The sequence below is a fragment of the Micromonospora sp. ZG13 genome (assembly GCF_059359355.1).
Map to the genome: position 1 here is coordinate 65,983 of NZ_JCADBQ010000003.1, position 25,470 is coordinate 91,452.

Annotated in this window: 22 protein-coding genes; 10 read left to right on the forward strand and 12 right to left on the reverse strand. The window is 74.4% G+C overall.

The features are described from left to right. Positions 1-77: 77 nt before the first annotated feature. From AC5L34_RS07835 to hutH, 6 genes are all read left to right on the forward strand, one after another. Positions 78-929, forward strand: coding sequence for a MurR/RpiR family transcriptional regulator (locus AC5L34_RS07835; protein ID WP_101414381.1), 852 nt, complete (start codon positions 78-80; stop codon positions 927-929). Between the two features lie 17 nt (positions 930-946). Further along, a complete protein-coding gene (gene hutU / locus AC5L34_RS07840) occupies positions 947-2,605 on the forward strand; it encodes a urocanate hydratase (RefSeq protein WP_494824275.1) in 1,659 nt (552 codons plus the stop codon). Next, positions 2,602-3,801, forward strand: coding sequence for an allantoate amidohydrolase (locus tag AC5L34_RS07845; RefSeq protein ID WP_494824277.1), 1,200 nt, complete (start codon positions 2,602-2,604; stop codon positions 3,799-3,801). Before hutU ends, AC5L34_RS07845 begins: the two co-directional genes overlap by 4 nt. A gap of 112 nt (positions 3,802-3,913) precedes the next feature. After that, entirely contained in the window at positions 3,914-5,272 is a 1,359-nt protein-coding gene (locus AC5L34_RS07850; RefSeq protein ID WP_441174162.1) for a formimidoylglutamate deiminase, read from the forward strand. After that, a complete protein-coding gene (gene hutI, locus AC5L34_RS07855) occupies positions 5,269-6,453 on the forward strand; it encodes an imidazolonepropionase (protein ID WP_494824278.1) in 1,185 nt (394 codons plus the stop codon). Before AC5L34_RS07850 ends, hutI begins: the two co-directional genes overlap by 4 nt. Then, on the forward strand, positions 6,450-7,985 hold the full coding sequence (hutH, locus tag AC5L34_RS07860) for a histidine ammonia-lyase (RefSeq protein ID WP_441174165.1): 1,536 nt from the start codon (positions 6,450-6,452) through the stop codon (positions 7,983-7,985). Before hutI ends, hutH begins: the two co-directional genes overlap by 4 nt. A gap of 51 nt (positions 7,986-8,036) precedes the next feature. On the opposite strand, the gene AC5L34_RS07865 is transcribed toward hutH, so the two are convergent. The 10 genes from AC5L34_RS07865 to AC5L34_RS07910 all read right to left on the reverse strand — a co-directional run bounded on the left by AC5L34_RS07865 (position 8,037) and on the right by AC5L34_RS07910 (position 15,832). After that, positions 8,037-8,951, reverse strand: coding sequence for an AEC family transporter (locus tag AC5L34_RS07865; protein ID WP_494824281.1), 915 nt, complete (start codon positions 8,949-8,951; stop codon positions 8,037-8,039). A gap of 22 nt (positions 8,952-8,973) precedes the next feature. Beyond that, entirely contained in the window at positions 8,974-9,591 is a 618-nt protein-coding gene (rdgB, locus tag AC5L34_RS07870; RefSeq protein WP_089001774.1) for an RdgB/HAM1 family non-canonical purine NTP pyrophosphatase, read from the reverse strand. Continuing rightward, positions 9,588-10,316, reverse strand: a complete 729-nt coding sequence (gene rph / locus AC5L34_RS07875) for a ribonuclease PH (RefSeq protein WP_089001775.1) — start codon at positions 10,314-10,316, stop codon at positions 9,588-9,590. The genes rdgB and rph overlap by 4 nt, the downstream gene beginning before the upstream one ends. Before the next feature lie 66 nt (positions 10,317-10,382). Further along, the gene (locus tag AC5L34_RS07880; protein WP_089001776.1) at positions 10,383-11,129 is read right to left on the reverse strand and encodes an MBL fold metallo-hydrolase; all 747 of its coding nucleotides are present in this window, start codon (positions 11,127-11,129) and stop codon (positions 10,383-10,385) included. A gap of 275 nt (positions 11,130-11,404) precedes the next feature. Further along, positions 11,405-12,370 carry a PLP-dependent cysteine synthase family protein gene (locus AC5L34_RS07885; RefSeq protein ID WP_089001777.1) on the reverse strand — a complete coding sequence of 322 codons (966 nt, stop codon included), beginning with the start codon at positions 12,368-12,370 and terminating at the stop codon, positions 11,405-11,407. Positions 12,371-12,384: 14 nt separating this feature from the next. Further along, positions 12,385-12,738, reverse strand: coding sequence for a MoaD/ThiS family protein (locus AC5L34_RS07890; RefSeq protein WP_363623871.1), 354 nt, complete (start codon positions 12,736-12,738; stop codon positions 12,385-12,387). A gap of 71 nt (positions 12,739-12,809) precedes the next feature. After that, complete coding sequence (locus AC5L34_RS07895) at positions 12,810-13,298, reverse strand: M67 family metallopeptidase (RefSeq protein WP_089001779.1); 489 nt, start codon at positions 13,296-13,298, stop codon at positions 12,810-12,812. 53 nt (positions 13,299-13,351) lie between these two features. Further along, positions 13,352-13,846: a DUF2017 domain-containing protein gene (locus AC5L34_RS07900; protein WP_172896708.1), complete on the reverse strand. Its 495-nt coding sequence runs from the start codon at positions 13,844-13,846 to the stop codon at positions 13,352-13,354. 2 nt (positions 13,847-13,848) lie between these two features. After that, positions 13,849-14,139, reverse strand: a complete 291-nt coding sequence (clpS, locus tag AC5L34_RS07905; protein ID WP_089001780.1) for an ATP-dependent Clp protease adapter ClpS — start codon at positions 14,137-14,139, stop codon at positions 13,849-13,851. Between the two features lie 148 nt (positions 14,140-14,287). Then, complete coding sequence (locus AC5L34_RS07910; protein WP_494824284.1) at positions 14,288-15,832, reverse strand: P-loop NTPase family protein; 1,545 nt, start codon at positions 15,830-15,832, stop codon at positions 14,288-14,290. A gap of 202 nt (positions 15,833-16,034) precedes the next feature. Between AC5L34_RS07910 and AC5L34_RS07915 the strand changes: the two genes are divergently transcribed. From AC5L34_RS07915 to AC5L34_RS07930, 4 genes are all read left to right on the forward strand, one after another. Beyond that, positions 16,035-18,710 carry a LuxR C-terminal-related transcriptional regulator gene (locus AC5L34_RS07915; RefSeq protein WP_441174168.1) on the forward strand — a complete coding sequence of 892 codons (2,676 nt, stop codon included), beginning with the start codon at positions 16,035-16,037 and terminating at the stop codon, positions 18,708-18,710. A 16-nt stretch (positions 18,711-18,726) separates the two neighbouring features. Further along, a complete protein-coding gene (locus tag AC5L34_RS07920) occupies positions 18,727-20,013 on the forward strand; it encodes a nicotinate phosphoribosyltransferase (RefSeq protein ID WP_441174169.1) in 1,287 nt (428 codons plus the stop codon). Positions 20,014-20,026: 13 nt separating this feature from the next. Then, complete coding sequence (locus AC5L34_RS07925) at positions 20,027-20,608, forward strand: isochorismatase family protein (RefSeq protein WP_363898212.1); 582 nt, start codon at positions 20,027-20,029, stop codon at positions 20,606-20,608. 65 nt (positions 20,609-20,673) lie between these two features. Further along, positions 20,674-21,891: an MFS transporter gene (locus tag AC5L34_RS07930; RefSeq protein WP_441174171.1), complete on the forward strand. Its 1,218-nt coding sequence runs from the start codon at positions 20,674-20,676 to the stop codon at positions 21,889-21,891. A gap of 447 nt (positions 21,892-22,338) precedes the next feature. Here AC5L34_RS07930 and ctaD read toward each other — a convergent pair whose 3' ends face one another. Both ctaD and AC5L34_RS07940 read right to left on the reverse strand, forming a co-directional pair. Then, a complete protein-coding gene (ctaD, locus tag AC5L34_RS07935) occupies positions 22,339-24,099 on the reverse strand; it encodes an aa3-type cytochrome oxidase subunit I (protein WP_441174172.1) in 1,761 nt (586 codons plus the stop codon). 156 nt (positions 24,100-24,255) lie between these two features. Next, positions 24,256-25,365, reverse strand: coding sequence for an FAD-dependent monooxygenase (locus AC5L34_RS07940; RefSeq protein ID WP_441174173.1), 1,110 nt, complete (start codon positions 25,363-25,365; stop codon positions 24,256-24,258). Between the last annotated feature and the right edge of the window lie 105 nt (positions 25,366-25,470).

The following is a 25,470-nucleotide window of genomic DNA, read 5'->3' on the forward strand; positions in this document are numbered from 1 at the left end:
GTCCCTCCTCAAGCCACAGGTCGTCCGTGACGACAGGGGGTGTTGCTTGTGAAAGTTTTCATGCATACAGTCGCGGCATGAATGAGGGAGCTGTCGTGGCGCCTACCGAGCAGGTGCTCGACCTGTTCCAGGGGGTCCGGCTCACGCCCACCCAGCGTCGGATCGCGCACTGCCTCGTGCAGCACGCGTCGGCCGCCGCGTACCTGTCGGCGGCCGAGGTCGCGGAACTGGCGGGGGTCAGCCAGCCGTCGGTCACCCGGTTCGCGGTCGCGCTCGGCCACGACGGCTACCCCGCGCTGCGCCGCCGGCTGCGCGAGCTGACCGCCGGCACCTCCGGCGACGCCGCCGACGCCGGCAACGAGCTCCAGCAGGCGGTACGCGCCGAGATCGGCAACCTCGACCGGCTCGCCGGGCAACTCGCGGACCGCGACCGGATCGCCGAGACGGGCCGGCTGCTGGCCGCCAGCCGTCCCCTGCCGGTGCTCGGCCTGCGCGCCGCCGCGCCGCTCGCCGCCTACTTCGCCTACTTCGCGGCCAAGGTGCACCCCGACGTGCGGGTACTCGACGACGGCGGCAGCCTGCTCACCGACCGCATCGAGCAGGCCGCCGAGGCCGGGGCGGGCGCCCTGCTCGCCTTCGTGCTCCCCCGCTACCCCCGGGAGACCCTGGACGCGCTGCGCGAGGCCCGGGCCGCCGGCCTCACCGTGGTGGCCATCACCGACTCGCCGGTCAGCCCGGCCACCGAGCACGCCGACGTGGTGCTGCCCGCCGCAGTCGGCGCGCGGCTCGTCTTCGACCTGCACACCGCGCCGATGACCCTGGCCATGGTGCTGCTCCAGGCCATCTGCGACGCCGCCCCGACCGACACCCAGCGCCGGTTGGAGGCCTTCGAGGCCTCCGCCGCCCGCCGCCAGTTGTTCCTCGGATGACCCGGAGGAGAGCCGAGATGACCCAGCCCGTCCGCGCCGCACGCGGCACCGAACGCACCGCCCGTGGGTGGCCCCAGGAGGCCGCGCTGCGGATGCTGATGAACAACCTCGACCCGGAGGTGGCCGAGCGCCCCGACGACCTGGTGGTCTACGGCGGCACCGGGAAGGCCGCGCGGGATTGGCCGTCGTACCACGCGTTGGTGCGCACCCTGACCGACCTGCGCGACGACGAGACCATGCTGGTGCAGTCCGGCCGGCCGGTGGGCGTCATGCGTACCCACGAGTGGGCGCCCCGGGTGCTGCTGGCCAACTCCAACCTGGTGGGCGACTGGGCCACCTGGCCGGAGTTCCGCCGCCTCGAACAGCTCGGCCTGACCATGTACGGGCAGATGACCGCCGGCTCCTGGATCTACATCGGCACCCAGGGCATCCTCCAGGGCACCTACGAGACGTTCGCCGCCGTCGCCGCGAAGAAGTTCGGCGGCACGCTCGCGGGCACGCTGACGTTGACCGCCGGTTGCGGCGGCATGGGCGGGGCACAGCCCCTCGCGGTCACCATGAACGGCGGCGCCTGCCTGGTCGTCGACGTGGACCGGACCCGCCTGGACCGCCGGGTGCACGACCGGTACCTCGACGAGGTCGCCGACTCCCTGGACGACGCCGTCGAGCGGGCGCTGGCCGCGAAGCGGGACCGGCGGGCGCTGAGCGTCGGCGTGGTCGGCAACGCGGCCGCGGTCTTTCCGGAGCTGCTGCGCCGGGGCGTGGAGATCGACGTCGTCACCGACCAGACCAGCGCCCACGACCCGCTGTCGTACCTGCCCGAGGGGGTGGAGCTGGCCGACGCCCGGGACTACGCGGCGGCGAAGCCGGCCGAGTTCACCGACCGGGCGCGGGCGTCGATGGCGAAGCACGTCGAGGCGATGGTCGGTTTCCTCGACGCAGGCGCGGAGGTCTTCGACTACGGCAACTCGATCCGGGGCGAGGCGAAGCTCGGCGGGTTCGAGCGGGCCTTCGACTTCCCCGGCTTCGTGCCCGCGTACATCCGGCCGTTGTTCTGCGAGGGCAAGGGTCCGTTCCGGTGGGCCGCGCTCTCCGGCGACCCGGCCGACATCGCGGCCACCGACCGGGCGATCCTGGACCTGTTCCCGGAGAACGAGTCGCTGGCCCGGTGGATCCGGATGGCCGACGAGCGGGTCGCCTTCCAGGGCCTGCCGGCGCGGATCTGCTGGCTCGGCTACGGCGAGCGGGACAAGGCCGGGGTGCGGTTCAACGAGATGGTCGCCTCCGGCGAGCTGAGCGCGCCCGTGGTGATCGGGCGGGACCACCTGGACTGCGGCAGCGTGGCGAGCCCGTACCGGGAGACCGAGGCGATGGCCGACGGTTCCGACGCGGTGGCCGACTGGCCCCTGCTCAACGCGCTGGTCAACACCGCCAGCGGGGCGTCCTGGGTGTCGATCCACCACGGCGGCGGGGTCGGCATCGGCCGTTCCATCCACGCCGGGCAGGTCTGCGTCGCCGACGGCACCACGCTGGCCGGGCAGAAGATCGAGCGGGTGCTCACCAACGACCCGGCGATGGGCGTCATCCGGCACGTCGACGCCGGCTACGACGCCGCCCGCGAGGTCGCGGAGGCCACCGGCGTACGGGTGCCGATGGCGGAGGGAGGTACCGCGTGAGCGACCTCGTCGGCCGGTTCCGGGCGCTGTGGGACGAGATCGCGCCGGTCGGGCGTGACGATCGCAGCGGCGGCTACCTGCGGTACGCGCTGACCGAGCCGGAGCTGCGGCTGCGGGAGTGGTTCCGCGAGCAGGCCGGCCACCGGGGCATGCCGGTCACCGACGACGGCAACGGCAACCTGTTCGCCCGCTGGGGCGAACCGGAGGCCGGCGACGCGGTGCTGACCGGCAGCCACTTCGACTCGGTGCCGCACGGCGGTGCGTACGACGGGCCGCTCGGCATCGTCAGCGCGTTCCTCGCCGTCGACGAGCTGCGCGCGGCGGGCGTCGCGCCGGCCCGACCCGTCGTGGTCGGCGCGTTCGTCGAGGAGGAGGGCGCGCGGTTCGGCGTACCGTGCCTGGGGTCCCGGCTGCTCGCCGGGGAGATCGCGGTGGAGCGCGCGGCCGGGTTGCGCGACGCCGACGGGGTGAGCTTCGCCGAGGCGCTGGGCGCACGACCGGCGGGCGCCCGCCCCGATCTGCTTGGCGGCTTCGCCGCCTTCGTGGAGCTGCACGTCGAGCAGGGCCGCGCGATGGTCGACGCGGACGCGGCGGTCGGGGTGGCCAGCGCGATCTGGCCGCACGGCCGCTGGCGCTTCGAGTTCACCGGCGAGGGCAACCACGCCGGCACGACGCGGATGGCCGACCGCCGCGACCCCATGCTGACGTACGCCTTCACGGTGCTCGCGGCCAACAAGGAGGCGCGGCTGCGCGGCGCGCACGCCACCGTCGGCCGGGTGGCGGTGGAGCCGAACGCCACCAACGCGATCCCGTCCAAGGTGACCGGCTGGCTGGACGCCCGGGCCGCCGAGCCCGAGACGCTGACGGGGCTGGTCGACGCGGTGCGCGCCAAGGCCGCCGAGCGGGCCCGCCGCGACGGTACGGAGGTGGCGCTGACGGAGGAGTCGGCCACCCCGCTGGTCGCCTTCGACGGCGGCCTCGCGGGCCGGCTGGCGACCCTGCTCGACGCGCCGGTGCTGCCCACCGGGGCCGGGCACGACGCCGGCGTGCTCGCCGCACACCTGCCCACGGCGATGCTCTTCGTGCGCAACCCGACGGGGGTGTCGCACTCGCCGGCGGAGTCGGCCGCCGACGCCGACTGCGCGGCCGGGGTGACCGCCCTGGCCCGGGTGCTGGAGGAGCTGACATGCCGCTGACCGCGGCCCGGGGAGGTTGTCGGCGGCCTGTCGAGCTGATGTCGCAGACGACTCGCCCCCGTGGTGATCGACTGATGTCGCAGACGATTCAGCTCGACAGGGGGCGCACGAGATGACCGGAACCCGCTGGCTCGCCGAGTACGCCTGGCTGCCCGACCACGCCGAGCCGACCGCCGACGTGCTGATCGAGACGGCCGACGGGCGGATCACCGGTGTGACCCCGCTGACGGCCGGGAGCACGCCGCCCGCCGGCGTCGAGGTCATGGTCGACGCCGAGCGGCTGCCCGGGCTGACTCTGCCGGGGCTCGCCAACGCCCACTCGCACGCGTTCCACCGGGCGTTGCGCGGGCGCACCCACGGCGGGCGCGGCGACTTCTGGACCTGGCGCGACCGGATGTACGACGTGGCGCGGCGCCTCGACCCGGACTCGTACCTGGCCCTGGCCCGGGCGGTCTACGCCGAGATGACGCTGGCCGGGATCACCTGCGTCGGCGAGTTCCACTACGTGCACCACGACCCGGACGGCACCCCGTACGCCGATCCGAACGCGATGGGCGAGGCGCTGGTCGAGGCCGCCGCGCACGCCGGGATCCGGATCACGCTGCTGGACACCTGCTACCTCACCGCCACGGTCGACGGGGAGCCGCTCGCCGGGCCGCAGCGGCGCTTCGGCGACGGCGACGCGCTGCGCTGGGCGGAGCGGGTCGACGCGTTCCGGCCCGGCGACGACCACGTCCGGGTGGGTGCGGCGATCCACTCGGTGCGGGCGGTGCCGGCCGGGCAGCTCGCCACCGTGGCCGGCTGGGCGGACCGGCGCGGCGCGCCCCTGCACGTGCACCTCTCCGAACAGCCGGCCGAGAACGACGCCTGCCGGGCGGTGCACGGCTGCACCCCGGCCCGACTGCTCGCCGACCGGGGGGCGCTCGGCCCGGGCACCACGGCCGTGCACGCCACCCACCTGACCGGCGCCGACCTCACCCTGCTCGCCGACGCCGGCACGGGCGTCTGCCTCTGCCCGACCACCGAGCGGGACCTGGCAGACGGCATCGGCCCGGCCCGGCGGATGGCCGACGTCGGCCTGCCGCTCAGCCTGGGCAGCGACAGCCACGCCGTGGTCGACCTCTTCGAGGAGGCCCGCGCGGTGGAGCTGGACGAGCGGCTGCGCACCCGCCGGCGGGGCCACTTCAGCGCCGCCGAGCTGCGCGACGCGGCCACCGTGGGCGGTCACGCCGCGCTGGGCTGGCGCGACGCCGGGCGGCTCGCCGTCGGGGCGCGCGCCGACCTGGTGACCGTACGGCTGGACAGCCCGCGCACGGCCGGCGTACCGCCGGTGGGGGTGTGGTTCGCGGCCGGCGCGGCCGACGTCACGCACGTCGTGGTGGACGGCCGGCCGGTGGTGCGCGACGGCCGGCACCTGACGGTCGACGTGCCGGCCGAGCTGACCGCGGCGATCGAGGAGGTGACCTCTTGAGCAGTCTGCTGGTCGACGACATCGGCGAGCTGGTGACCAACGACCTCGGGGGCGAGGACGGACCGCTGGGCATCCGGCGCGACGTCGCCCTGCTGGTCGAGGACGGGCGGGTGGCCTGGATCGGGCCGTCCCGCGACGCGCCGGCCGCCGACCGGCGCCTGGACGCGCGGGGCGCCGCCGTGCTCCCCGGGTTCGTGGACAGCCACGCCCACCTGGTCTTCGCCGGGGACCGGGCCGCCGAGTTCGCCGCCCGGATGGCCGGGCAGCCGTACACCGGCGGCGGCATCCGGACCACGGTCGGCGCCACCCGGGCGGCCGGCGACGACGAGCTGCGGGCCACCGTACGGCGGCTGCGCGGCGAGGCGCTGCGGCAGGGCACCACCACCATGGAGATCAAGAGCGGGTACGGCCTCACCGTCGCCGACGAGGCCCGCTCGCTGCGGATCGCCGCCGAGGTCAGCGAGGAGACCACCTTCCTCGGCGCCCACGTGGTCCCCGCCGAGTACGCCGACCGCCCCGACGACTACGTGGGGCTGGTGTGCGGGCCGATGCTGGCCGCCGCCGCGCCGCACGCGCGCTGGATCGACGTCTTCTGCGAGCGGGGCGCGTTCGACGTGGACCACGCCCGCGCGATCCTCGCCTGCGGGCAGGCCGTCGGGCTGGGCCTGCGGGTGCACGCCAACCAGCTCGGCCCCGGGCCGGGCGTCCAGCTCGGCGTGGAGCTGGGCGCGGCCAGCGTCGACCACTGCACCCATCTCACCGACGCCGACGTCGACGCGCTGGCCTCGACCCGGGTCGACGGCGGGCACACCACCGTGGCGACCCTGCTGCCCGGCGCCGAGTTCTCGACCCGCTCGCCGTACCCGGACGCCCGCCGGCTGCTCGGCGCCGGCGTCACCGTGGCGCTGGCGACGGACTGCAACCCCGGTTCGTCGTACACCTCGTCGATGCCGTTCTGCGTCGCTCTCGCCGTACGCGAGATGCGGATGACCCCGGCGGAGGCCGTCTGGGCCGCGACCGCCGGCGGCGCGCGGGCGCTGCGCCGCGACGACATCGGGCGGCTCGGCGTGGGGGCGCGGGCCGACCTGATGATCCTCGACGCCCCCTCCCACCTGCACCTGGCCTACCGGCCGGGGGTGCCACTGATCCGCCAGGTCCTGCGCAACGGAGTGCTCCAATGACCGTGACCATCCTGCCCACCGGGATCTCCCCCGCCGACGTGCTCGCCGTGGCGCGCGGCTCCGCCAAGGTCGTGCTCGACCCGGCCACCGTGGACGCCATGACCACCAGCCGGTCGATCGTCGACGGCATCGAGGCCGCCGGCCGCCCGGTCTACGGCGTCTCCACCGGCTTCGGCGCGCTGGCGAACACCTTCGTCGCGCCCGAGCGGCGGGCCGAGCTCCAGCACGCGCTGATCCGCTCGCACGCCGCCGGCGTGGGCGCGCCGATGCCGCGCGAGGTGGTCCGGGCCATGATGCTGCTGCGGGTCCGCTCGCTGGCGCTCGGCCGTTCCGGGGTCCGGCCCCTGCTCGCCGAGGCGCTGGTCGACCTGCTCAACCACGATGTGACGCCGTGGGTGCCGGAGCACGGCTCGCTTGGCGCCTCCGGCGACCTGGCGCCGCTGGCGCACTGCGCGCTGGTGCTGCTCGGCGAGGGCTGGGTGCTCGGCCCGGCCGGCGAGCGGCTGCCGGCCGACGACGCGCTGCGCCGGGCCGGGCTGTCGCCGGTCGGGCTGGCCGCCAAGGAGGGGCTGGCGCTGATCAACGGCACCGACGGCATGCTCGGCATGCTGCTGCTGGCGATCCACGACGCCGCGCACCTGTTCACGATGGCCGACGTCACCGCCGCCCTCGCCATCGAGGCGATGCTCGGCTCGGAGCGGCCGTTCCTGCCGGAGCTGCACGCCATCCGGCCGCACCCCGGGCAGTCGGCCTCGGCGGCGAACATCCACCGGCTGCTCCAGGACTCCCGGGTGATGGACTCGCACCGCGACGACCTGGCGCACGCGGTGCAGGACGCGTACTCGATGCGGTGCGCGCCGCAGGTCGCCGGGGCGGCCCGGGACACGCTGGACTTCGTCCGCACGGTGGCCGGCCGGGAGCTGGTCTCGGTGGTGGACAACCCGGTGGTGCTGCCCGACGGCCGCGTCGAGTCGACCGGGAACTTCCACGGCGCGCCGCTCGGCTTCGCCGCGGACTTCCTCGCCATCGCCGCAGCCGAGGTGGGCGCGATCGCCGAGCGCCGGGTGGACCGGCTGCTCGACGTCACCCGGTCCCGGGACCTGCCGGCCTTCCTCTCCCCCGACGCCGGCGTCAACTCCGGGCTGATGATCGCCCAGTACACGGCGGCCGGGATCGTCGCGGAGAACCGCCGGCTCGCCGCGCCCGCGTCGGTGGACTCGCTGCCCACCAGCGGGATGCAGGAGGACCACGTCTCGATGGGCTGGGCGGCGGCCAAGAAGCTGCGTACCGTGCTGGACAACCTGACCAGCCTGCTCGCCGTCGAGCTGCTCGCCGGCGTACGCGGGCTCCAGCTGCGCGCCCCGCTCGACCCGTCGCCGGCCGGCCGGGCCGCCGTCGCGGCGCTCGGCGGGATCGCCGGGGACCCCGGGCCGGACGTCTTCCTGGCCCCGCTGATGGAGGCCGCCCGGGCCGTGGTGGCCGGGCCCGACCTGCGCGCCGCCATCGAGCGCGAGATCGGGACCCTGGACTGACGGCCGTCCGGGCCACCGTCGCGCCACGGTGGCCCGGGCGCCCGCCGGGTGTCAGCCCGCCAGCACCGCCACCCCGATCAGCACGGGCACGGCGGTCACCGTCGACAGCAGGATCGAGTCGCGCGCCAGGGCCGTGCCCCGGCCGTAGCGGACCGCGTACACGAAGACGTTCTGCGCCGTCGGCAGGGCGGCGGTGACCGTGCAGGCCAGCACGAGGGCGGCCGGCAGCCCCATCGCGAAGCGCGCGACGAGGTAGGCGACGGCGGGCTGGGCCACGGTCTTGAGGACGACCGCGAGGCGTACGTCCCGACCGGTGTCGCCGGAGCCGGGCCGCGGCGCGCCGTGCAGGGAGACGCCGTACGCGATCAGCGTGGCGGGGACCGCCATCGCCGCGACGAGTGCGATGGGCCGCAGCACCGGCTCCGGCGGCAACCACCCCGTCAGGCTGGCCGCGACGCCCAGCGCGCACGCGACGGTGACCGGGTTGGTGAGCGGCTGGAGCACCACGGCGCCGAGCGACGGTCGTCTCTTCGCCGTGGCCGCCTCGAGGAAGGCGAACGCGACCGGCGTCACGACGACCAGCTGGAACATCAGGACGGGCGCGACGAACGCGGCGTCGCCGAGGACGTATACGGCGACCGGGATGCCGATGTTCGCCGCGTTGACGTACGACGAGGCCAGCGCCCCGATCGTCGCCTCCGCGACGGAGCGGCGCCAGCAGAGCCGCGCGACGGCCACGAACAGCGACGCCACGGCGATGGTGCTCGTCACCGTCACGACCAGGGCGGACGAGACGATCGCGGGCACGTCGGCCCGGGCCACCGTCTGGAACAGCAGCGCCGGGGTCGCCACGAAGAACGCGACCCGGGAGAGGACGGTGGCCGCCTCCGGCCCCAGCACCCCGCCGCGGCCGAGCGCGTAGCCGACGGCGATGACGGTGGCGATGACGGCGAAGCCCGTCAGCACCCCTCCCACCGGGGCGGGGCCGTCAGCTCGCGGGCGGCAGCACCTTGGCGACCAGCTTGGCCAGCTCCCGCAACGCCTTGCCCCGGTGGCTGACCGCGTCCTTCTCCTGCGGCGTCAGCTCCGCGTTGGTGCGGTCCTGCCCGTCGCCGAGGAAGATCGGGTCGTAGCCGAACCCGCCGTCGCCGCGCGGCGCCCGCAGCAGCCGCCCGGCCTGCCGGCCGTCGACCAGGTGCTCCTTGCCGCCGGGCAGCACCAGCGCCACCGTGCAGACGAAGGACGCGGCCCGGTGCTCGTCGGGCAGGTCCGCGATCTGGTCCAGGACGAGCTGGAGGTTGGCCTGGTCGTTGCCGTGCCGGCCGGCCCAGCGGGCGCTGAATACTCCCGGCATGCCGTTGAGGGCCTCGACGGCCAGCCCGGAGTCGTCGGCGATCGTCGGCAGGCCGGTGCGCCGGCAGCCCTCCCGCGCCTTGATCAGCGCGTTCTCGCCGAAGGTCAGGCCGGTCTCGGGCAACTCCGGGTACTCCTCGACGTCGTCCAGCCCGATCAGGGCGACGCGGTGCGCGCCGAGCGCGCCGTCGAGGATCCGCTGGAGCTCGACGAGCTTCTTGCGGTTACGGGTGGCGAGCAGCACCTTGTTCATGAGAAGAGCGCCTTCCGCTGGGCTTCGGCCAGTTCCACGCAGCCGGCGACGGCCAGGTCGAGCAGGGCGTCGAGCTGCTCGCGGGCGAAGACGCCCGCCTCACCGGTGCCCTGCACCTCGACGAACTCGCCGGTGCCGGTGCAGACCACGTTCATGTCGACCTCGGCGGCCACGTCCTCGGCGTAGTCGAGGTCCAGCCGGGGCTCGCCGTCGATGATCCCGACGCTGATCGCGGCCACCGAGCGGTGCATCACCTTCTCCGGCTTGCCGACCAGCGACTTGCGCCCGGCCAGCCAGGTGACCGCGTCGTGCAGCGCCACGTACGCGCCGGTGATCGCGGCGGTGCGGGTGCCCCCGTCGGCCTGGAGCACGTCGCAGTCGAGCACGATCGAGTTCTCGCCGAGGGCCTTGAGGTCGATGGCGGCCCGCAGGCTCCGGCCGATCAGCCGGGAGATCTCGTGCGTACGCCCGCCGACGCGGCCCTTCACGCTCTCCCGGTCGGAGCGGGTGTTGGTGGCCCGTGGCAGCATCGCGTACTCGGCGGTCACCCAGCCGAGCCCGGAGCCCTTGCGCCAGCGGGGCACCCCCTCGGTGACGCTGGCGGTGCAGAGCACCCGGGTGCCGCCGAACTCCACGAGCACCGAGCCCTCCGGATGGGTGCTCCAGCCCCGGGTCAACGTCACAGGTCGGAGTTCGTCGGGTCGCCGCCCGTCAGGTCGTGCCATCCCTGCACCCTATGCGGTGCCCCGAGCGGTGCGCCCCGGGGTGTCCCGCCCCGGCGCGGCGGCCGGTCAGATCTCGTAGCTGGCGCCGGGCCGGACCACCTCGAGCGGCCCGTCGAAGGCGGCGCCGGCCGACTCCACGGTGTGTGCCTCGCTGCCCCAGGCGGCCACCAGGTGGGTGAGCAGCAGCCGGCCCACCCCGGCCTTGGTCGCCGCCTCGCCGGCCTCCCGGCCGGTCAGGTGCAGGTCCGGCGGGTTCTCCACGCCGTCGAGGTAGCTCGCCTCGCAGAGGAACGTGTCGGCGTCCTGGGCCAGCCGGAGCAGCGCGTCGCAGGGCGCGGTGTCCGAGGAGTAGCAGAGCACCCGGCCGTCGTGCTCCAAACGGACGCCGTACGTCTCGACGGGGTGGTTGACCCGGTCGACGGTGACGGCGAAGGGGCCGATCGGGAAGGTGCCGGGTTCGAGGGCGTAGAACTGGTAGACGTCCTCGACCGTGCTGTCCTCCTGCCCGTAGACGGCCGCCAACCGGTCCGGCGCGCCCGACGGGGCGTAGACCGGTAGCGGCGGGCAGGGGCCGTCGGGGGCGTAGCGGCGCACCACCACGTACGAGGCGGCGTCGAGGATGTGGTCGCAGTGCAGGTGGGTGAGGACGATGGCGTCGGGGGCGTGCAGACCGGCGTAGCGCTGGAGGTTGGACAGCGACCCGGAGCCGAAGTCGACCAGCAGCCGGAAGCCGTCCGCCTCGACGAGGTAGGCCGAGCAGGGGGACTCGGGACCGGGGAAACTGCCCGCGCAGCCGAGGACGGTCAGTCGCATCGAGTCATCTCACTGTCACGCTGTGTAGTCTTCGCGTCGACGGTCCCGCCGTGGATGATCTCTACCGACGCGTACGCCACGCAGGGCAGCCTACGCGCGCCCGCGCGGCGACAAGAGTCATCCACTGGAAGTTGTCATCAACGTGACACCCCGCCGCACCGTCGGCGTGACGAGACGCCGTCCGGCGGTAGCGCTGGGTGAGTGGACCGGCCGGGCCACGAGCCCCGACGCGCGGCCGGGCCACCGACGGGTGTCGGCGGCCCGGCCACGGGACGTCAGGCCCAGAGCTGGCCCTCCAGGGCGTCCTCCGCGTCGGCGAGGGTGCCGCCGTAGGCCCCGGTGGAGAGGTACTTCCAGCCGCCGTCGGCGACCACGAAGGCCACGTCGGCCCGCTGCCCGGCGCGGACGGCCTCGTGCGCCACCGCCAGGGCGGCGTGCAGGATCGCGCCCGTGGAGAACCCGGCGAAGATGCCCTCCACCTCGACGAGCTGCCGGGTCCGCAGCACCGCGTCGCGGGTGCCGACGGAGAAGCGCCGGGACAGCACCGACGCGTCGTAGAGCTCCGGGACGTAGCCCTCGTCGATGTTGCGCAGCCCGTAGACCAGCTCGCCGTAGCGCGGCTCCGCCGCGACGACCTGGATGCCGTCGACCTTCTCCCGCAGGTAGCGCCCCGTGCCCATCAGCGTCCCGGTGGTGCCGAGACCCGCCACGAAGTGCGTGATCGTGGGCAGGTCGTGCAGCAGCTCGGGGCCGGTGGTCTCGTAGTGCGCCCGGGCGTTGGCGTCGTTGCCGTACTGGTAGAGCATGACCCAGTCGGGGTGCTCGGCCGAGATCTGCTTGGCGGTGGCCACCGCCTGGTTGGAGCCGCCGGCCGCCGGCGAGAAGATGATCTCCGCGCCGTACATCCGGAGCAGCTGCACCCGCTCGGTCGAGACGTTCTCCGGCATCACGCAGACCAGCCGGTAGCCGCGCAGCTTGGCCACCATCGCCAGCGAGATGCCGGTGTTGCCGCTGGTCGGTTCGAGGATGGTGTCGCCCGGCCGCAGCCGGCCCGCCTCCTCGGCCGCCCGCACCATGAACAGGGCCGCCCGGTCCTTGATGCTGCCGGTCGGGTTCCGGTCCTCCAGCTTCGCCCAGAGCCGCACCGGCGGCGCCCCGTCGGGCACCGTCGGGGAGAGCCGGGGCAGCCCGACCAGGGGCGTGCCCCCGCAGGCGTCGAGCAGGCTGTCGTACCGCGCCATGGCGACCGCCGCCGTCAGCGGACGGTGACGGCCGACCGCGCGGCCACCGCGGCGCCGTGCTGGGCGATCGCGGCGGCCGCGGCGAACCCGAACGCGCCACCGGCGACCGCCGGCAGGATGGTCACGCTGTCGCCGTCGTTGAGCTTGGCGTCCAGCGCGCCCAGGAAGCGGACGTCCTCGTCGTTGACGTAGACGTTGACGAAGCGGTGCAGCGCACCGGCGTCGGTGACCAGCCGGGCCCGCAGGCCGGCGTGCCGGGAGTCCAGGTCGGCGAGCAGGTCGGCCAGCGTGTCGCCGGCTCCCTCGACGACCTTCGCGCCGCCGGTGTAGCTGCGCAGGATGGTGGGGATGCGAACCTCGATGGCCATGGTGTCGTGCTCCTTGACGATGGTCGGGCGTGCCGGAAGGTGACGGGACGGACGGGTGGGACGGCGCTGGATCAGCGGCCGGAACACTCGTAGTCGACCGTCGCCGGGCTCTGCCCGAACATGTAGGACTGCACGGCGTGCGGGTCCACCCCCGCCTCCACGATCCGGACCGGCTCCTCGGTCACCACGCCGTCGACGATCCGGAAGGAGCGGATCTCCTCCGAGTCGGGGTCGCGGGTGGAGACCAGCAGGTAGTGCGCGCCAGGCTCACCGGCGAAGGAGATGTCCGTCCGGGACGGGTACGCCTCCGTGGCGGTGTGCGAGTGGTAGATGACGACGGGCTCCTCGTCCCGGTCGTCCATCTCGCGCCACACCCGCAACTGCTCCATCGAGTCGAACTCGTAGAACGTCATGGAACGGGCGGCGTTGTCCATCGGGATGTGCCGGGCGGGGGTGTCGCTGCCGGCGGGACCGGCGACCACGCCACAGGCCTCGTCGGGGTGGTCCCGACGAGCGTGGGCGACGATCGCCTCGACGATCGACCGGTCGATGCTCAGCACGTGCTCCAGCCTAACGCGTACCTGCCGCGACCTTAAGGTGGCGACGGTCACGACTAGTCGATCAGGGCGTTGAGCAGGGATTCCTGGAGATAACCGAGGTACGCGTAGACCGACAGTTGGAACACCCGGCTGGAGGTCGGATCCTCCGCGACCGCGTCGTCGAGCTCCTCACCGAGGTCGGTGCCGTCCTTGATCTCCAGCCGAACGCCCATCGCCAGCCGGGCGTCGTTGAGCGCCCGCAGCCACGCCTCGGCCGCCTCCGCGTCGAGGCGCACCTCGCCGCCGGCCGAGTCGGGCAGCGAGGCGAGGATCGCCCCCGCCTGGTCGATCTTGGCGGTCTTCAGGTCGCCCTCGGTGTAGCGGCGGAACTCGGCGGTGCCGGACGCGTCGTCCGGGTAGACCTCGGGGAAGAGCCGGCCCACCACCGGATCGGTGTGGTCGAAGCCGTCGGTGAGCAGCCCCACCACCTCGGATGCCACCTTGCGCAGCACCCGCACCTCGTCGACGGCGAAGGTGGCGACGTAACGGTCGCCCTGGCGACGGAACATGCTCACGACCGGTCCACCGTCGCCCACAGCCCGTACGCGTGCAACTGCGACGCGTCGTGCTCCATCCGCTCCCGGGCGCCGCTGGAGACCACGGCGCGGCCCTTGTGGTGCACGTCGAGCATCAGCTGTTCCGCCTTCTCCCGGCTGTAGCCGAAGAGCTTCTGAAAGACCCAGGTCACGTACGTCATGAGGTTGACCGGGTCGTCCCACACGATCGTCACCCACGGCCGATCGGACGCCGGCACCTCGTCGGTGTCCGGCGTTTCGACAGGTGCAACCTGCGGAGCCGCCATGCCCCCCATCGTGCCACCGGATTCGGCGAACCGAGGAACCGGAACGCCGGGTCGGCGTGGATCACCGCGTCCGGCCTGGTCAGGGGCGTCGGCGGCAGCGAGCGGCGGCCTCGGCCCGGTGCCGACGCCGCGAGCGGGCGGGCCGCCCTCAGGCGAGCAGGATGCCGTGGTCGACAGCATCGGAGAGCACCCCGTCCAGGGAGAGCCGGACCACCTCGAACCGCCGGGACACCTCCCGGGACAGCTCGAGTTCGACCTCGCGCAGCGCGCGCTGCGCCCAGGCGCGGGCGGCGTTGGAGTCGCGGTTGCCGGGGCTGCGCCAGTGCTGCCAGCAGCCGCCGGAGAGGGCCACGGCCACCGGCGGGAGCACCTCCACGCGCTCCACGCCGGGGTGGCTCGCCAGCGCGTCGGCCGCCCCGGCGCCGGTCAGCCCCGCCACGCCGCCGGTGCTGGTGACCAGCAGCACCCGGTCCAGCTCGTGCTCGCCCCGGTGGTCCGTCAGGGCCCAGCGCATCGGGGCGTACAGGCGCCGACGGACGCCCACCGGCAGCGGCGCGCCGAAGACCCGGCCGGCCGCCTCGTCGATGAGCCCCCGCACCGCCTCGTCGCACTGGGCGGTCGCCAGCAGCGACAGCGCCTCCATCTCCCGGTCGAGCAGCTGCGGCAGGCCGGCGCAGCCGACCCCGAAGACGATCTCCTGGACCACGCGGAGGTGGATGTTCGCCAACTCCAGGGCGAGGTGCTGGCGGATGCGCCGGGAGGAGGAGCGGGCCTGCCGGTCGAGCTGCTCCGACCAGTCGCCCGGCTCGGCCACCACCGGCACCCGGCCGTGCGAACCGGGCAGCACCGGCGGTTCGGCGCTCGCGCGCCGCAGCCCCTCGTCGGCGGCCCAGCCGACCAGGGCCCGGCGCAGGTCCGCCCCGTCGTCCGTCGCCGCCAGCGGGAACCAGCGGGCGTCGGCGAGCCCGGGAACGGCGGCCAGCAGGGCCGCCCGGTGCGCCTCGACGGTGACCGCGACGGAATCCACCGGCGTGGTGGCCGACCCGACGGACACCCCCGTGTCCTCCGTCGTCGCCGCGTCCTCTCCCACCGGGGCCCAGCCGCCCGCGCCCGGGGTCACCGCGAAGACGACCTCGACCCCGGCGCGGGCCAGGTCGGCGAGCAGGTGCAGCTCGACGGCGGCGAAGGCCTGGTCGGCGGCGATCACGAAGAGCACCGCCCCGGACCGGACCGCCGCGTCGAGCAGTAGTTGGCCGCCGGCCACCCCGAGCGACCCGGTGTCGGGCGTGTCGACGAGGCTGAAGTGCCGCAGCAGGGGCTCGGGCAGGCTCAGCTCGACCCGGCGCGGCGGGCGCGCGAGCGCCGGCCCGGCGGCCAACCGGTCGGCCCCGTAGGAGTGGGGCTGGCGGTAGCCGGGCACGTAGGCGGCCCGCGTCGGCACCCGGGAGTGACGCACCACGAGCCAGCTGCCGGCCGGCACGGCGAGCATGGCGGGATCGAGCCGGAGCAGGCGGGCGAGCACCTCGGGCCGCCCCGCGCCGGCCGGGCCGACGCCGATCACGGCCAGCGGCTCCTCCGGCCGGGGTTCGGTCGCCCCCAGCCGGACGGGCAGTCGCTCCCGACGGGGCAGATCAGCCGCCGCGGCGACGTCGCCGTCGGGCACTCCGACGGCGGGGAGAGGGCCGGGCTTCATCGAAAGCGGCCTCCCGTGGCAGGCGACCGGCAGCGGCCGGCCGCGTGGAAACGTCCGGTGAGGGCACCCGGATGCCGGAAGAGTACGGGCGACCGGGCCCCCGAACCGAACACTTCGAATACTCAGGGGTAACCACGAGGCTACTCAACTTCGGTGCGTGACGAAGTGCACGCGGACGGATTCCGGTCGATATGCTGCCCCGATGAGTCGGTGGGGTTTCGTCGGCCGTACGGATGAGCTCAACCGTCTGCTGTCGGCGGTGACCGGCGCGGAGGGGCGGGGCCTCTTCTTCTGCGGCAGCGCGGGCATCGGCAAGAGCCGGCTGCTGCGCGAGGGGGTGGCGGCCCTGCCGCGCGACGGGTACGCCGTCTGGTCGATCGCGGCCAGCGCCACCACCGCCGCGCTCCCCTTCGGCGGTCTCGTCCAGGTGCTCCCCACCGAGCAGCCGCACGGCCTCTCCCCCGCCGGCATCCTGCGCTGGGCGGTGGACGTGCTGCAACAGCAGGCCGCCGGCCGTCGCATCGTGCTCGCCGTCGACGACGCGCACCTGCTCGACCCGCCGTCCGCGGCGCTGGTGCACCTGGTCGCGCGGGCCGACAACGCCACGGTCATCGGCACCTCGCGCGACGGCGAGCAGCTCCCGCTGCCGATCCGGGCCCTGTGGACCGACGGCCTGGTCGACCACGTCGAGCTGAAGCCGCTGCCGCCGGCCCAGACCACCCGGCTGCTCTCCGAGATCCTGCGGGGACCGGTCGACGCCACCTCCGCCGACCGGCTCGGCCGGCTCTCCGAGGGCAACCCGCTGCTGCTGCGCGAACTGGTGTTCGCCGCCGACCGCGGTGAGTTGACCCGCACGTACGGGATCTGGAAGTGGACCGGCCGGCTGGAGCTGGCGCCCAACCTGACCGACCTGATCGACATCCGGATCGGCCAGCTCACCCCGGGCGTACGCGGGGTGGTGGAGCTGGTCGCCTTCGGCGAGCCGCTCGGGCTGCACCTGCTCAACCAGGCCGCCGACCCGGTGGACGTGGAGACCGCCGAGGAGCGCGGGCTCATCGCCGTGGAGCACGACGACCGGCGGGCCAACGTGCGGCTGGCCCACCCGCTCTACGGCGAGGTGATGCGCCGCCGCTGCCCGGTGAGCCGGACACGGCGGTTGCAGGCCCGCCTCGCCGAGCTGCTGGAGCTCGCCGGCAAGCGACGCCGCGACGACCTGCTCCGGGTGGCCGTCTGGCGGCTCGACTCGGGCACCGCGCAGGATCCGGCCCTGCTGCTCGACGCGGCCGGGCAGGCGTTCGCCCGCTACGACGTACCGCTGGCGACCCGGCTGGCCCGCGCGGCGCTCGACGCGGGCGGCGGTTTCGACGCGGCGGAGCTGCTGGCCACCATCCTGATGTTCGGCGACCGCCCGGACGAGGCGATCGAGGTGCTGGACGCGGTCGCCACCGACATCGAGGGCGACCGGCGGCTGAGCCGCTGGCTGACCGTGCGGGGCATGGTCAGCTACTGGGGGCTGAGCCGGGAGTCCACGGTGGAGGAAATCGCGGCCCGCCGGTCGACCCTCGCCGACTCCGCCGACCAGGCGCGGGTGCTGGCCTTCGAGGGCATCATGCGGCTACACCGGCTGGACACCGGCATCGCGCTGCGGCTCGGGCAGACGGTGCTGGACCGGCCGGCCGCGAGCGTGGCGGCCCGGGAGCTGGCCCGCAGCACGATCGCCCACCTCCAGGCCGCGCAGGGGCAGCTGCACCGCAGCGCCACCGCGATCAACAAGGTGCAGGCCGAGGCGGGCCGGTGGCGGGGAGACATGCCGTACCTGCAACTGGCCCTGGAGCTGGCCCGGGGCACCCGGCTGGCGCTCGCCGGCGACCTGGCCGGCATCGACGCCATCGTGGCCGACGAGTTCGCCGACCTGGCCGGCGCCGGCGACTTCCGGCTCGGCACCGGCTACCTCGCCATCCTCCAGGCGTACGCGGCCCGGCTGCGCGGCCAGAGCGACACGGCGCTGCGCACCAGCCTCGGCGCCTGCGCGGTGCTCGCCACCAGCCGGGTCTACGCGGGCCTGGCCCAGGCCGAACGCGCCCAGGCGGCGGCGCTGCGGGGCGACGCCGCGCAGGCGGCGGAGGCCATGGCGGAGGCCGACCGCACCCACGCCCCCGGCATGGTCGTGCTCTACCCGTGGCTGGAGCAGGCCCGCGGCGCCGTGCTCGCCGCCGGTGGCGACGTGTCCGGCGCCGTCAAGCACCTGACCGGGCTGGCCGACCGGCTGCGCGCGGACGGCCTCGCCGGCCACGAGGTGCACGTGCTGCACGACCTGGTCCGGCTGGGCCAGGCGGCCGCGCCGCTCGGGCCGACCTGCTCCGACGGCAGCCGGCGCACCGTCGCGCAGCGGCTCGCCGAGCTCTCCGAACGGGTCGACGGGGTGCTGCCGCCGCTGCTCGCCCGGCACGCCCGGGCCGCCGTGGGCGGCTCCGCCGACGAGCTGCTGGCGGTCGCCGACGGCTTCGACGCCCTGGACCTGGCCGTCTACGCGGTGGAGGCCACCGCCGCCGCCCTGGACCGGCTGCGCCGGCAGCGGTCCCCGGCGGCGGCCCCGGCCCGCGAACGCCTTGCGGCCCTGCTCGGCCGCTGCGACCTGATCCGTACCCCGGCGTTGCGGGCCGGCTGCCCGGCGCTGAGCGAACGCGAGTGGCAGGTGGCGCGCCTCGCCGCCGACGGGGTGACCAGCCGGGCCATCGCCGAGCGGCTCTTCCTCTCCGCCCGCACGGTGGAGAACCACCTCCAGCGCATCTACGGCAAGCTCGGCGTCGCCGGGCGGGCGGAGCTACGGGCCGCCCTCCAGGCGATCCCGGGCCACGAGGGCGGCGAGAGCGGGTGAACCCTAGGCTGGGGAGGTGAGCACCCTTCGCCCCGCGCTGCTGACCGACCACTACGAGCTGACCATGGTCAGTGCCGCCCTGCGCGACGGCACCGCCGACCGCCGCTGCGTCTTCGAGGTGTTCAGCCGCCGGCTGCCCGCCGGCCGGCGCTACGGCGTGGTCGCCGGCACCGGGCGGCTGATCGAGCTGATCCGCGACTTCCGCTTCGACGCCGACGAGGTCGACTTCCTGCGGCGTACCGGGGTGGTCGACGAGCGGGCCGCCGCCTGGCTGCGCGACTACCGCTTCACCGGCGACGTCGAGGGCTACGCCGAGGGCGAGCTGTTCTTCCCCAGTTCGCCGATCCTCACCGTCTCCGGCGGCTTCGCCGAGTGCGTGGTGCTGGAGACGCTCATCCTCTCGGTGCTCAACCACGACAGCGCCGTCGCCGCCGCCGCCGCTCGGATGGTGACCGCGGCGCGCGGCCGGACCCTGATCGAGATGGGTTCCCGGCGCGCGCACGAGGAGGCGGCGGTGGCCGCGGCGCGGGCCGCGTACCTGGCCGGGTTCCGGTTCACCTCCAACCTCGCCGCCGGGCGGCGCTACGGCATCCCGACCGCCGGCACGGCCGCGCACGCGTTCACGCTGCTGCACTCCGACGAGCGGGCCGCGTTCGCCTCGCAGGTCGCCACGCTGGGCAAGGACACCACGCTGCTGGTCGACACGTACGACATCAGCCAGGGCATCCGCAACGCGATCGCGGTGGCCGGGCCGGACCTGCGGGCCGTGCGGATCGACTCGGGTGACCTGGCGGTGATCGCCCAGCAGTCCCGCGAGCTGCTCGACTCGCTGGGCGCCACCGAAACCAAGATCATCGTCTCCGGCGACCTCGACGAGCACGCCATCGCCTCGCTCGCCGCCGAGCCGGTCGACATGTACGGCGCGGGCACCGCCGTCGTCACCGGCTCCGGCGCCCCCACCGCCGGGCTGGTCTACAAGCTCGTCGAGGTCGAGGGCCGCCCGGTGGTCAAGCGCTCCGAGCACAAGGCCACCATCGGCGGGCGCAAGGTGGCCGTACGCCGGCACAAGCCGACCGGCACCGCCACCGAGGAGATCGTCGTACCCCAGGGCGTGCCCGACCCCCGACCCAACGACCGGTTGCTCCAGCACTCGTTCCTGGCCGGCGGCGAGCCCGTCGAGCGCCCGACGCTCGACGAGTCCCGGGAACACCTGCGCCAGTGCCTGATCTCCATCCCCTGGGAAGGGCTGAAGCTCTCCGCCGGCGACCCGGCCATCCCGGTCACGGTCGTCCCGGCCGACTGAAAGGAGCACCACGGTGAGCAACGCGCTGATCGTCGTGGACGTGCAGAACGACTTCTGCGAGGGCGGCTCGCTGGCCGTCGGCGGCGGGGCGGGCGTGGCGGCCGGGATCACCCGGCTGCTCGCCGCCGAACCGGGCCGCTGGGACCACGTGGTCGCGACGAAGGACTACCACGTCGACCCGGGGGCCCACTTCGGCGACCCGCCGGACTTCGTGGACTCCTGGCCGCGGCACTGCGTGGTGGGCACCCCCGGCTCGGAGTTCCACCCCGACCTGGCCACCGACCGGATCGAGGCGATCTTCCACAAGGGCGAGCACGCCGCCGCGTACTCGGGCTTCGAGGGGCACGCCGACGACGGCGAGTGCCTGGCCGACTGGCTGCGCCGGCACGGGGTGGACCGGGTCGACGTGGTGGGCATCGCCACGGACCACTGCGTACGCGCCACCGCCCTGGACGCGGCCCGCGAGGGTTTCGCCACCACCGTGCTGCTGGACCTGACCGCCGGGGTCGCCCCGGACACCACCGACGTGGCGCTGCGCGCGATGGAGGGGGCCGGGGTCACCATGCGCGGTGCGCCTGTGATCAGGGCCGCATGAGGCGGTAATTCACTGGCGGGTGTCGTACCTCCGGCCGAGGATGTCCGGCGGAGGTACGCACCGACATGAACCTGAAGCCTTACCGGGAGGCGCTCGCCCTGCCCGGTCTCCGGTCGTTGCTGCTGGTGTCGGTGCTCGCCCGCGTCCCGCTCACCGCCACCGGGGTGACCCTGACGTTCTACGTCGTGCTCGATCTCGGGCGCGGCTACGGTGCGGCCGGGCTCGTCGGCGCGGCGATCACCGTGGGCGCCGCCGTCGGCGGCCCGCTGCTCGGCCGCCTGGTGGACCGGCGCGGCCTGCGGCCGGTGCTCGTACTGACCGCGATCGCCGAGGCCGTCTTCTGGTCTACCGCGCCGATGCTGCCGTACCCGGTGCTGCTGCCCGCCGCGTTCCTGGCCGGTTCGCTCGCCCTGCCGATCTTCTCCGTGATCCGGCAGTCCATCGCCGCGCTGGTGCCGCCGGAGCGGCGCCGCCCCGCGTACGCGCTGGACTCGATGTCGGTGGAGCTGTCGTTCATGGTGGGTCCCGCGCTGGCCGTGGCGGCGGTCACCGCGATCTCCGCGCGCACCACGCTCTACCTGGTCGGCGCCGGCATCGTCGCCGCCGGGGTCGCGTTCTGGGTGCTGAACCCGCCCGTCCGGGGCGGGGGCGAGCCGGCCGGGCCGCAGCCACGGGTGCCCCGCCGGTCGTGGCTCACCCCGCGCCTGCTCGCCGTGCTGGCGGTGAGCGCCGCCGGCATGCTCGTGCTCGGTGGCACCGACGTGGCCGTGGTCGCCGTGCTGCGGGAGAGCGGCGACGTGGGGTGGACGGGCGCCGTCCTCGCCGTCTGGGCCGTCGCCTCGCTGGCCGGCGGCTTCGCGTACGGGGCGGTCACCCGCTCCTTCCCGCCGCTGGCCCTGATGGCCGCGCTCAGCCTCTGCACCATCCCGGTCGGGCTGGGCGGGGCGCACTGGTGGCTGCTCTGCCTGGCGCTGATCCCCGCCGGGGCGCTCTGCGCACCCACCATCGCGGCCACCTCGGACGCGGTCAGTCGGCTGGTTCCCGCCTCCGTACGCGGCGAGGCGATGGGCCTGCACGGCTCGGCGGTCACGGTCGGCATGGCGGTGGGCGCGCCCCTCGCGGGCGCCGTCATCGACGCCTCCGCGCCGGCCTGGGGCTTCGCGGTCACCGGGGCGGTCGGCGCGCTGGTGGCGCTGGTGGTGCTCCCGATCGAGCTGCGCCGCCGCCGCACCGCCGCCGCCCGCACGCCCGCCCCCGAACTCGCCCCGGCCCCCGCCGCCTGACCCGGCGCCCGGCCCCTGCCGCCTGACCTGGCCGGTGTCGGTGATCACGTTCATCGGCGGGCGCCCCGGCCCAGCACCCCGGCCCCCGCCGGCTGACCCGCGCCCGAGCCCAGCCGCCCGGGCCCGGCGACCCTTGAGTCGACACGCAGGTGCCCGGCGCGACGCATGGCGTCACGGCTCCGTCAGCCGGAACGCCACCAGGACTGCGATCAGACCCGACCACCTCTGAAGCACTTCGCAGGCGTTCGGGACGCTGACCCGGGGGTGGCGTGCGGGAGTTCCACGGTCAGCCTGCGGGAAAGGGCGGTGCCGGGCGAGGCGGCGCCGGGCTGGACGGTGCCGGGCATGCGCCGTCAGCGCCATGGTTGCCGCTGTGCGTACCTCTCGGCCACGCGAACGGGCGCCACCCCGGGTGGGGGTGGCGCCCGTCGTGCGCGGTGCGGAGCGTCAGCGCCGGTCGGCGTCGCTCGCGGTGTCCTCGCGGTAGCTGGCGCCACCGTCGGACTCGCTGGTCAGTGGCTTCGCGCCGCCCTCCGGCGGGCCGGCCAGGCTCTGGCCGCCGGCGGCCAGCTCCGGGAACTTGAGGTCGAACGCCGGCCGCTCGGAGCGGATCCGCGGCATCCGGTCGAAGTTGCGCAGCGGCGGCGGGGAGGTGGTCGCCCACTCCAGCGAGTTGCCGTGACCCCACGGGTCGTCGACCTCGACCACCGGGCCGGCCTTGTACGACTTCCAGCAGTTCCAGATGAACGGCAGGGTCGAGATGCCGGTGATGAAGGCGCCGATCGTGGAGATCATGTTCAGCGTGGTGAAGCCGTCACCGGGCAGGTAGTCGGCGTACCGGCGCGGCATGCCCTCGTTGCCCAGCCAGTGCTGCACCAGGAACGTGGTGTGGAAGCCGATCATGGTCAGCCAGAAGTGCACCTTGCCCAGCCGCTCGTCGAGCATCCGGCCGAACATCTTCGGGAACCAGAAGTAGATGCCGGCGAAGACGGCGAACACGATCGTGCCGAAGAGCACGTAGTGGAAGTGGGCCACCACGAAGTACGAGTCGTGCAGGTGGAAGTCGAGCGGCGGGCTGGCCAGCAGCACACCGGTCAGACCACCGAAGAGGAAGGTGACCAGGAAGCCGATCGAGAAGAGCATCGGCGTCTCGAAACTGATCTGGCCGCGCCACATCGTGCCGATCCAGTTGAAGAACTTCATACCGGTCGGCACGGCGATCAGGTAGCTCAGGAAGCTGAAGAACGGCAGCAGCACCTGGCCGGTGGCGAACATGTGGTGCGCCCAGACGCTCATCGACAGGCCGGCGATGGCGATGGTCGCGGCGACCAGGCCCTTGTAGCCGAAGATCGGCTTGCGGGAGAAGACCGGGATGATCTCGGAGATGATGCCGAAGAACGGCAGCGCGATGATGTACACCTCGGGGTGGCCGAAGAACCAGAAGAGGTGCTGGTAGAGCATCGGCCCGCCGGTCGCCGGGTCGTAGACGTGGGCGCCCAGCAGGCGGTCGGCGGCCAGCGCCATCAGCGCGGCGGCCAGCAGCGGGAAGACCAGGATCACCAGGAGGGCGGTGACCAGGATGTTCCAGGTGAAGATCGGCATCCGGAACATCGTCATGCCGGGCGCGCGCAGGGTCAGGATCGTGGTGATCAGGTTGACCGCGCCGAGGATCGAGCCCAGGCCGGAGATGACCAGGCCGACGACCCACAGGTTCGCGCCCACGCCGGGCGCGTGCTCGACGGAACTCAGCGGCGCGTAGGCGGTCCAGCCGAAGTCGGCGGCCCCGCCCGGGGTGAGGAAGCCGACCATCGTCATCGAGCCGCCGAGCAGGAACAGCCAGTAGGCGAAGCTGTTCAGCCGGGGGAACGCCACGTCGGGGGCGCCGATCTGCAGCGGCACCACGTAGTTCGCGAAGGCGAACACGATCGGCGTCGCGAAGAACAGCAGCATGATCGTGCCGTGCATCGTGAACAGCTGGTTGTACTGCTCGGGCGACAGGAACTGCAGCCCGGGTCGGGCCAGCTCGGCCCGCATGATCAGGGCCATCAGGCCGCCGATCATGAAGAACACGAACGCGGTGACCATGTACATGATCCCGATCTGCTTCGCGTCCGTGGTACGCAGCAGCCGCGCGATGGCCGACCCCTTGACCGGCGCTCGGACCGGCCAGGGCCGGGTCACGACCGGCTTGGGTGCGACGGTGGTCACGAGTGGCCTCCGGTTCTGGGTTGTCCCGCTCGGCACGCGCTGGTTATCTGCGGGCCGTCATCCGCAAGGAGGATAGTCCCCGGCAGGTGGCTGCGCCGCGTGGGGTGGTCGGGTAGCCTGCCGCGCCCCGCCGCGGGGGGCTCCCGGTCGCCGGCGTCACAGCGGGCCGAGCAGCAGCCGGTAGTGCTCGGCGAAGATGCGTGCGCCGCGTCCGCGCAGCAACGGATCGCGCAGCGCCGGCGGCACGTCCCGGGTCCGGTTGCGGTCCCGGGTCCGGTCCCGCACCCAGCGCGTACGGGGGCGACGACGACTCTCGTACGCCGCCAGTGCCGACTCCACGTCGCTCCCGGTCGCCCGGAGGGACTCGGCGAGCACCACGGCGTCCTCCAACGCCATCGCCGCGCCCTGCGAGAGCGTCGGCGCGGTGGCGTGCGCGGCGTCCCCGACGAGCAGCACCCGCCCCCGGGACCAGCACCCCAGCTCCACCTCCTCGGTGACGCCGACGTGCACCCGGTCCAGCACCTCCAGCACGGCGGGCACCGGTCCGCCGTAGCCGCCGAACAGCTCGCGCAGCCGGGCCGCCGGGTCGGCCGGCACGGTGGTGCCGGCCTCGTCGGCGTAGCAGTGCAGCCGCCCGGCGCCGAGGGGCACGACCAGGAAGCCGGCGCGCTGACCGAGCAGCGCGGTCCACTCGGCCACCGGCGGTCCGTCGCGCACCACGCAGCGGTAGACGACCTGACCGGCGGGCCGGGGTGGGCCGCCGAGCGCGGCCAGGGCCCGGATCGAGGAGCGCGGGCCGTCGGCGCCGACGACGAGGTCGTACTCGGCGGCGGTGCCGTCGACGAAGGTGACGCCGACGGAGCGCGGCAGCAGGTCGAGGGTGCGCACCTCGGCGCCGTGCCGGACGGCGCCGCCCGCGCCACTGAGCAGCACCCGGTGCAGTTCCGCCCGGGGCAGCGCCCGGCACTCGCCGACGCCGGACCAGAGTGCGTCGAGGTCCACCTCGCACAGCGGCACCCCGGCGGCGTCGAGGAACCGCTGCCGGTGGATGACGCGCCCGAGCGGGCGGACGGGCCCGTCGAGGTCGAGCCGGCACAGCGCCCGGGCCGCGTTGCCGGGCAGGTAGAGACCGGTCTCGGCGTTCTCGCCCGGGGGCAGCCTCTCGGTGACGTCGGGCCGGAAGCCCGCCATCCGCAGCGCCCGGGCCACGGCTAGGCCGGCGATGCCCGCGCCGACGACGAGGATGCGCAGGGGAGAGCCACCCATGGTGGTGTACGCCTCCGGAGGGGTTCGGCACGCGTTGGAGGCAAGACACTACTCGGCGCAATCGGCACACACCAGAGCCAATCGTCCCAGCGGAAACATTCCTCG

Excerpts from the sequence above, each read along its gene's own strand:
- AC5L34_RS07835 (WP_101414381.1), top strand. The coding sequence starts at position 78 with ATGAATGAGGGAGCTGTCGTGGCGCCTACCGAGCAGGTGCTCGACCTG.
- AC5L34_RS07910 (WP_494824284.1), bottom strand. The coding sequence starts at position 15,832 with ATGAAGCCCGGCCCTCTCCCCGCCGTCGGAGTGCCCGACGGCGACGTC.
- hutH (WP_441174165.1), top strand. The coding sequence starts at position 6,450 with ATGACCGTGACCATCCTGCCCACCGGGATCTCCCCCGCCGACGTGCTC.
- AC5L34_RS07885 (WP_089001777.1), bottom strand. The coding sequence starts at position 12,370 with ATGGCGCGGTACGACAGCCTGCTCGACGCCTGCGGGGGCACGCCCCTG.
- AC5L34_RS07890 (WP_363623871.1), bottom strand. The coding sequence starts at position 12,738 with ATGGCCATCGAGGTTCGCATCCCCACCATCCTGCGCAGCTACACCGGC.
- clpS (WP_089001780.1), bottom strand. The coding sequence starts at position 14,139 with ATGGCGGCTCCGCAGGTTGCACCTGTCGAAACGCCGGACACCGACGAG.
- rdgB (WP_089001774.1), bottom strand. The coding sequence starts at position 9,591 with ATGAACAAGGTGCTGCTCGCCACCCGTAACCGCAAGAAGCTCGTCGAG.
- AC5L34_RS07880 (WP_089001776.1), bottom strand. The coding sequence starts at position 11,129 with ATGCGACTGACCGTCCTCGGCTGCGCGGGCAGTTTCCCCGGTCCCGAG.
- AC5L34_RS07900 (WP_172896708.1), bottom strand. The coding sequence starts at position 13,846 with ATGTTCCGTCGCCAGGGCGACCGTTACGTCGCCACCTTCGCCGTCGAC.
- AC5L34_RS07850 (WP_441174162.1), top strand. The coding sequence starts at position 3,914 with ATGACCGGAACCCGCTGGCTCGCCGAGTACGCCTGGCTGCCCGACCAC.
- AC5L34_RS07915 (WP_441174168.1), top strand. The coding sequence starts at position 16,035 with ATGAGTCGGTGGGGTTTCGTCGGCCGTACGGATGAGCTCAACCGTCTG.
- AC5L34_RS07940 (WP_441174173.1), bottom strand. The coding sequence starts at position 25,365 with ATGGGTGGCTCTCCCCTGCGCATCCTCGTCGTCGGCGCGGGCATCGCC.
- hutU (WP_494824275.1), top strand. The coding sequence starts at position 947 with ATGACCCAGCCCGTCCGCGCCGCACGCGGCACCGAACGCACCGCCCGT.
- rph (WP_089001775.1), bottom strand. The coding sequence starts at position 10,316 with ATGGCACGACCTGACGGGCGGCGACCCGACGAACTCCGACCTGTGACG.
- AC5L34_RS07930 (WP_441174171.1), top strand. The coding sequence starts at position 20,674 with ATGAACCTGAAGCCTTACCGGGAGGCGCTCGCCCTGCCCGGTCTCCGG.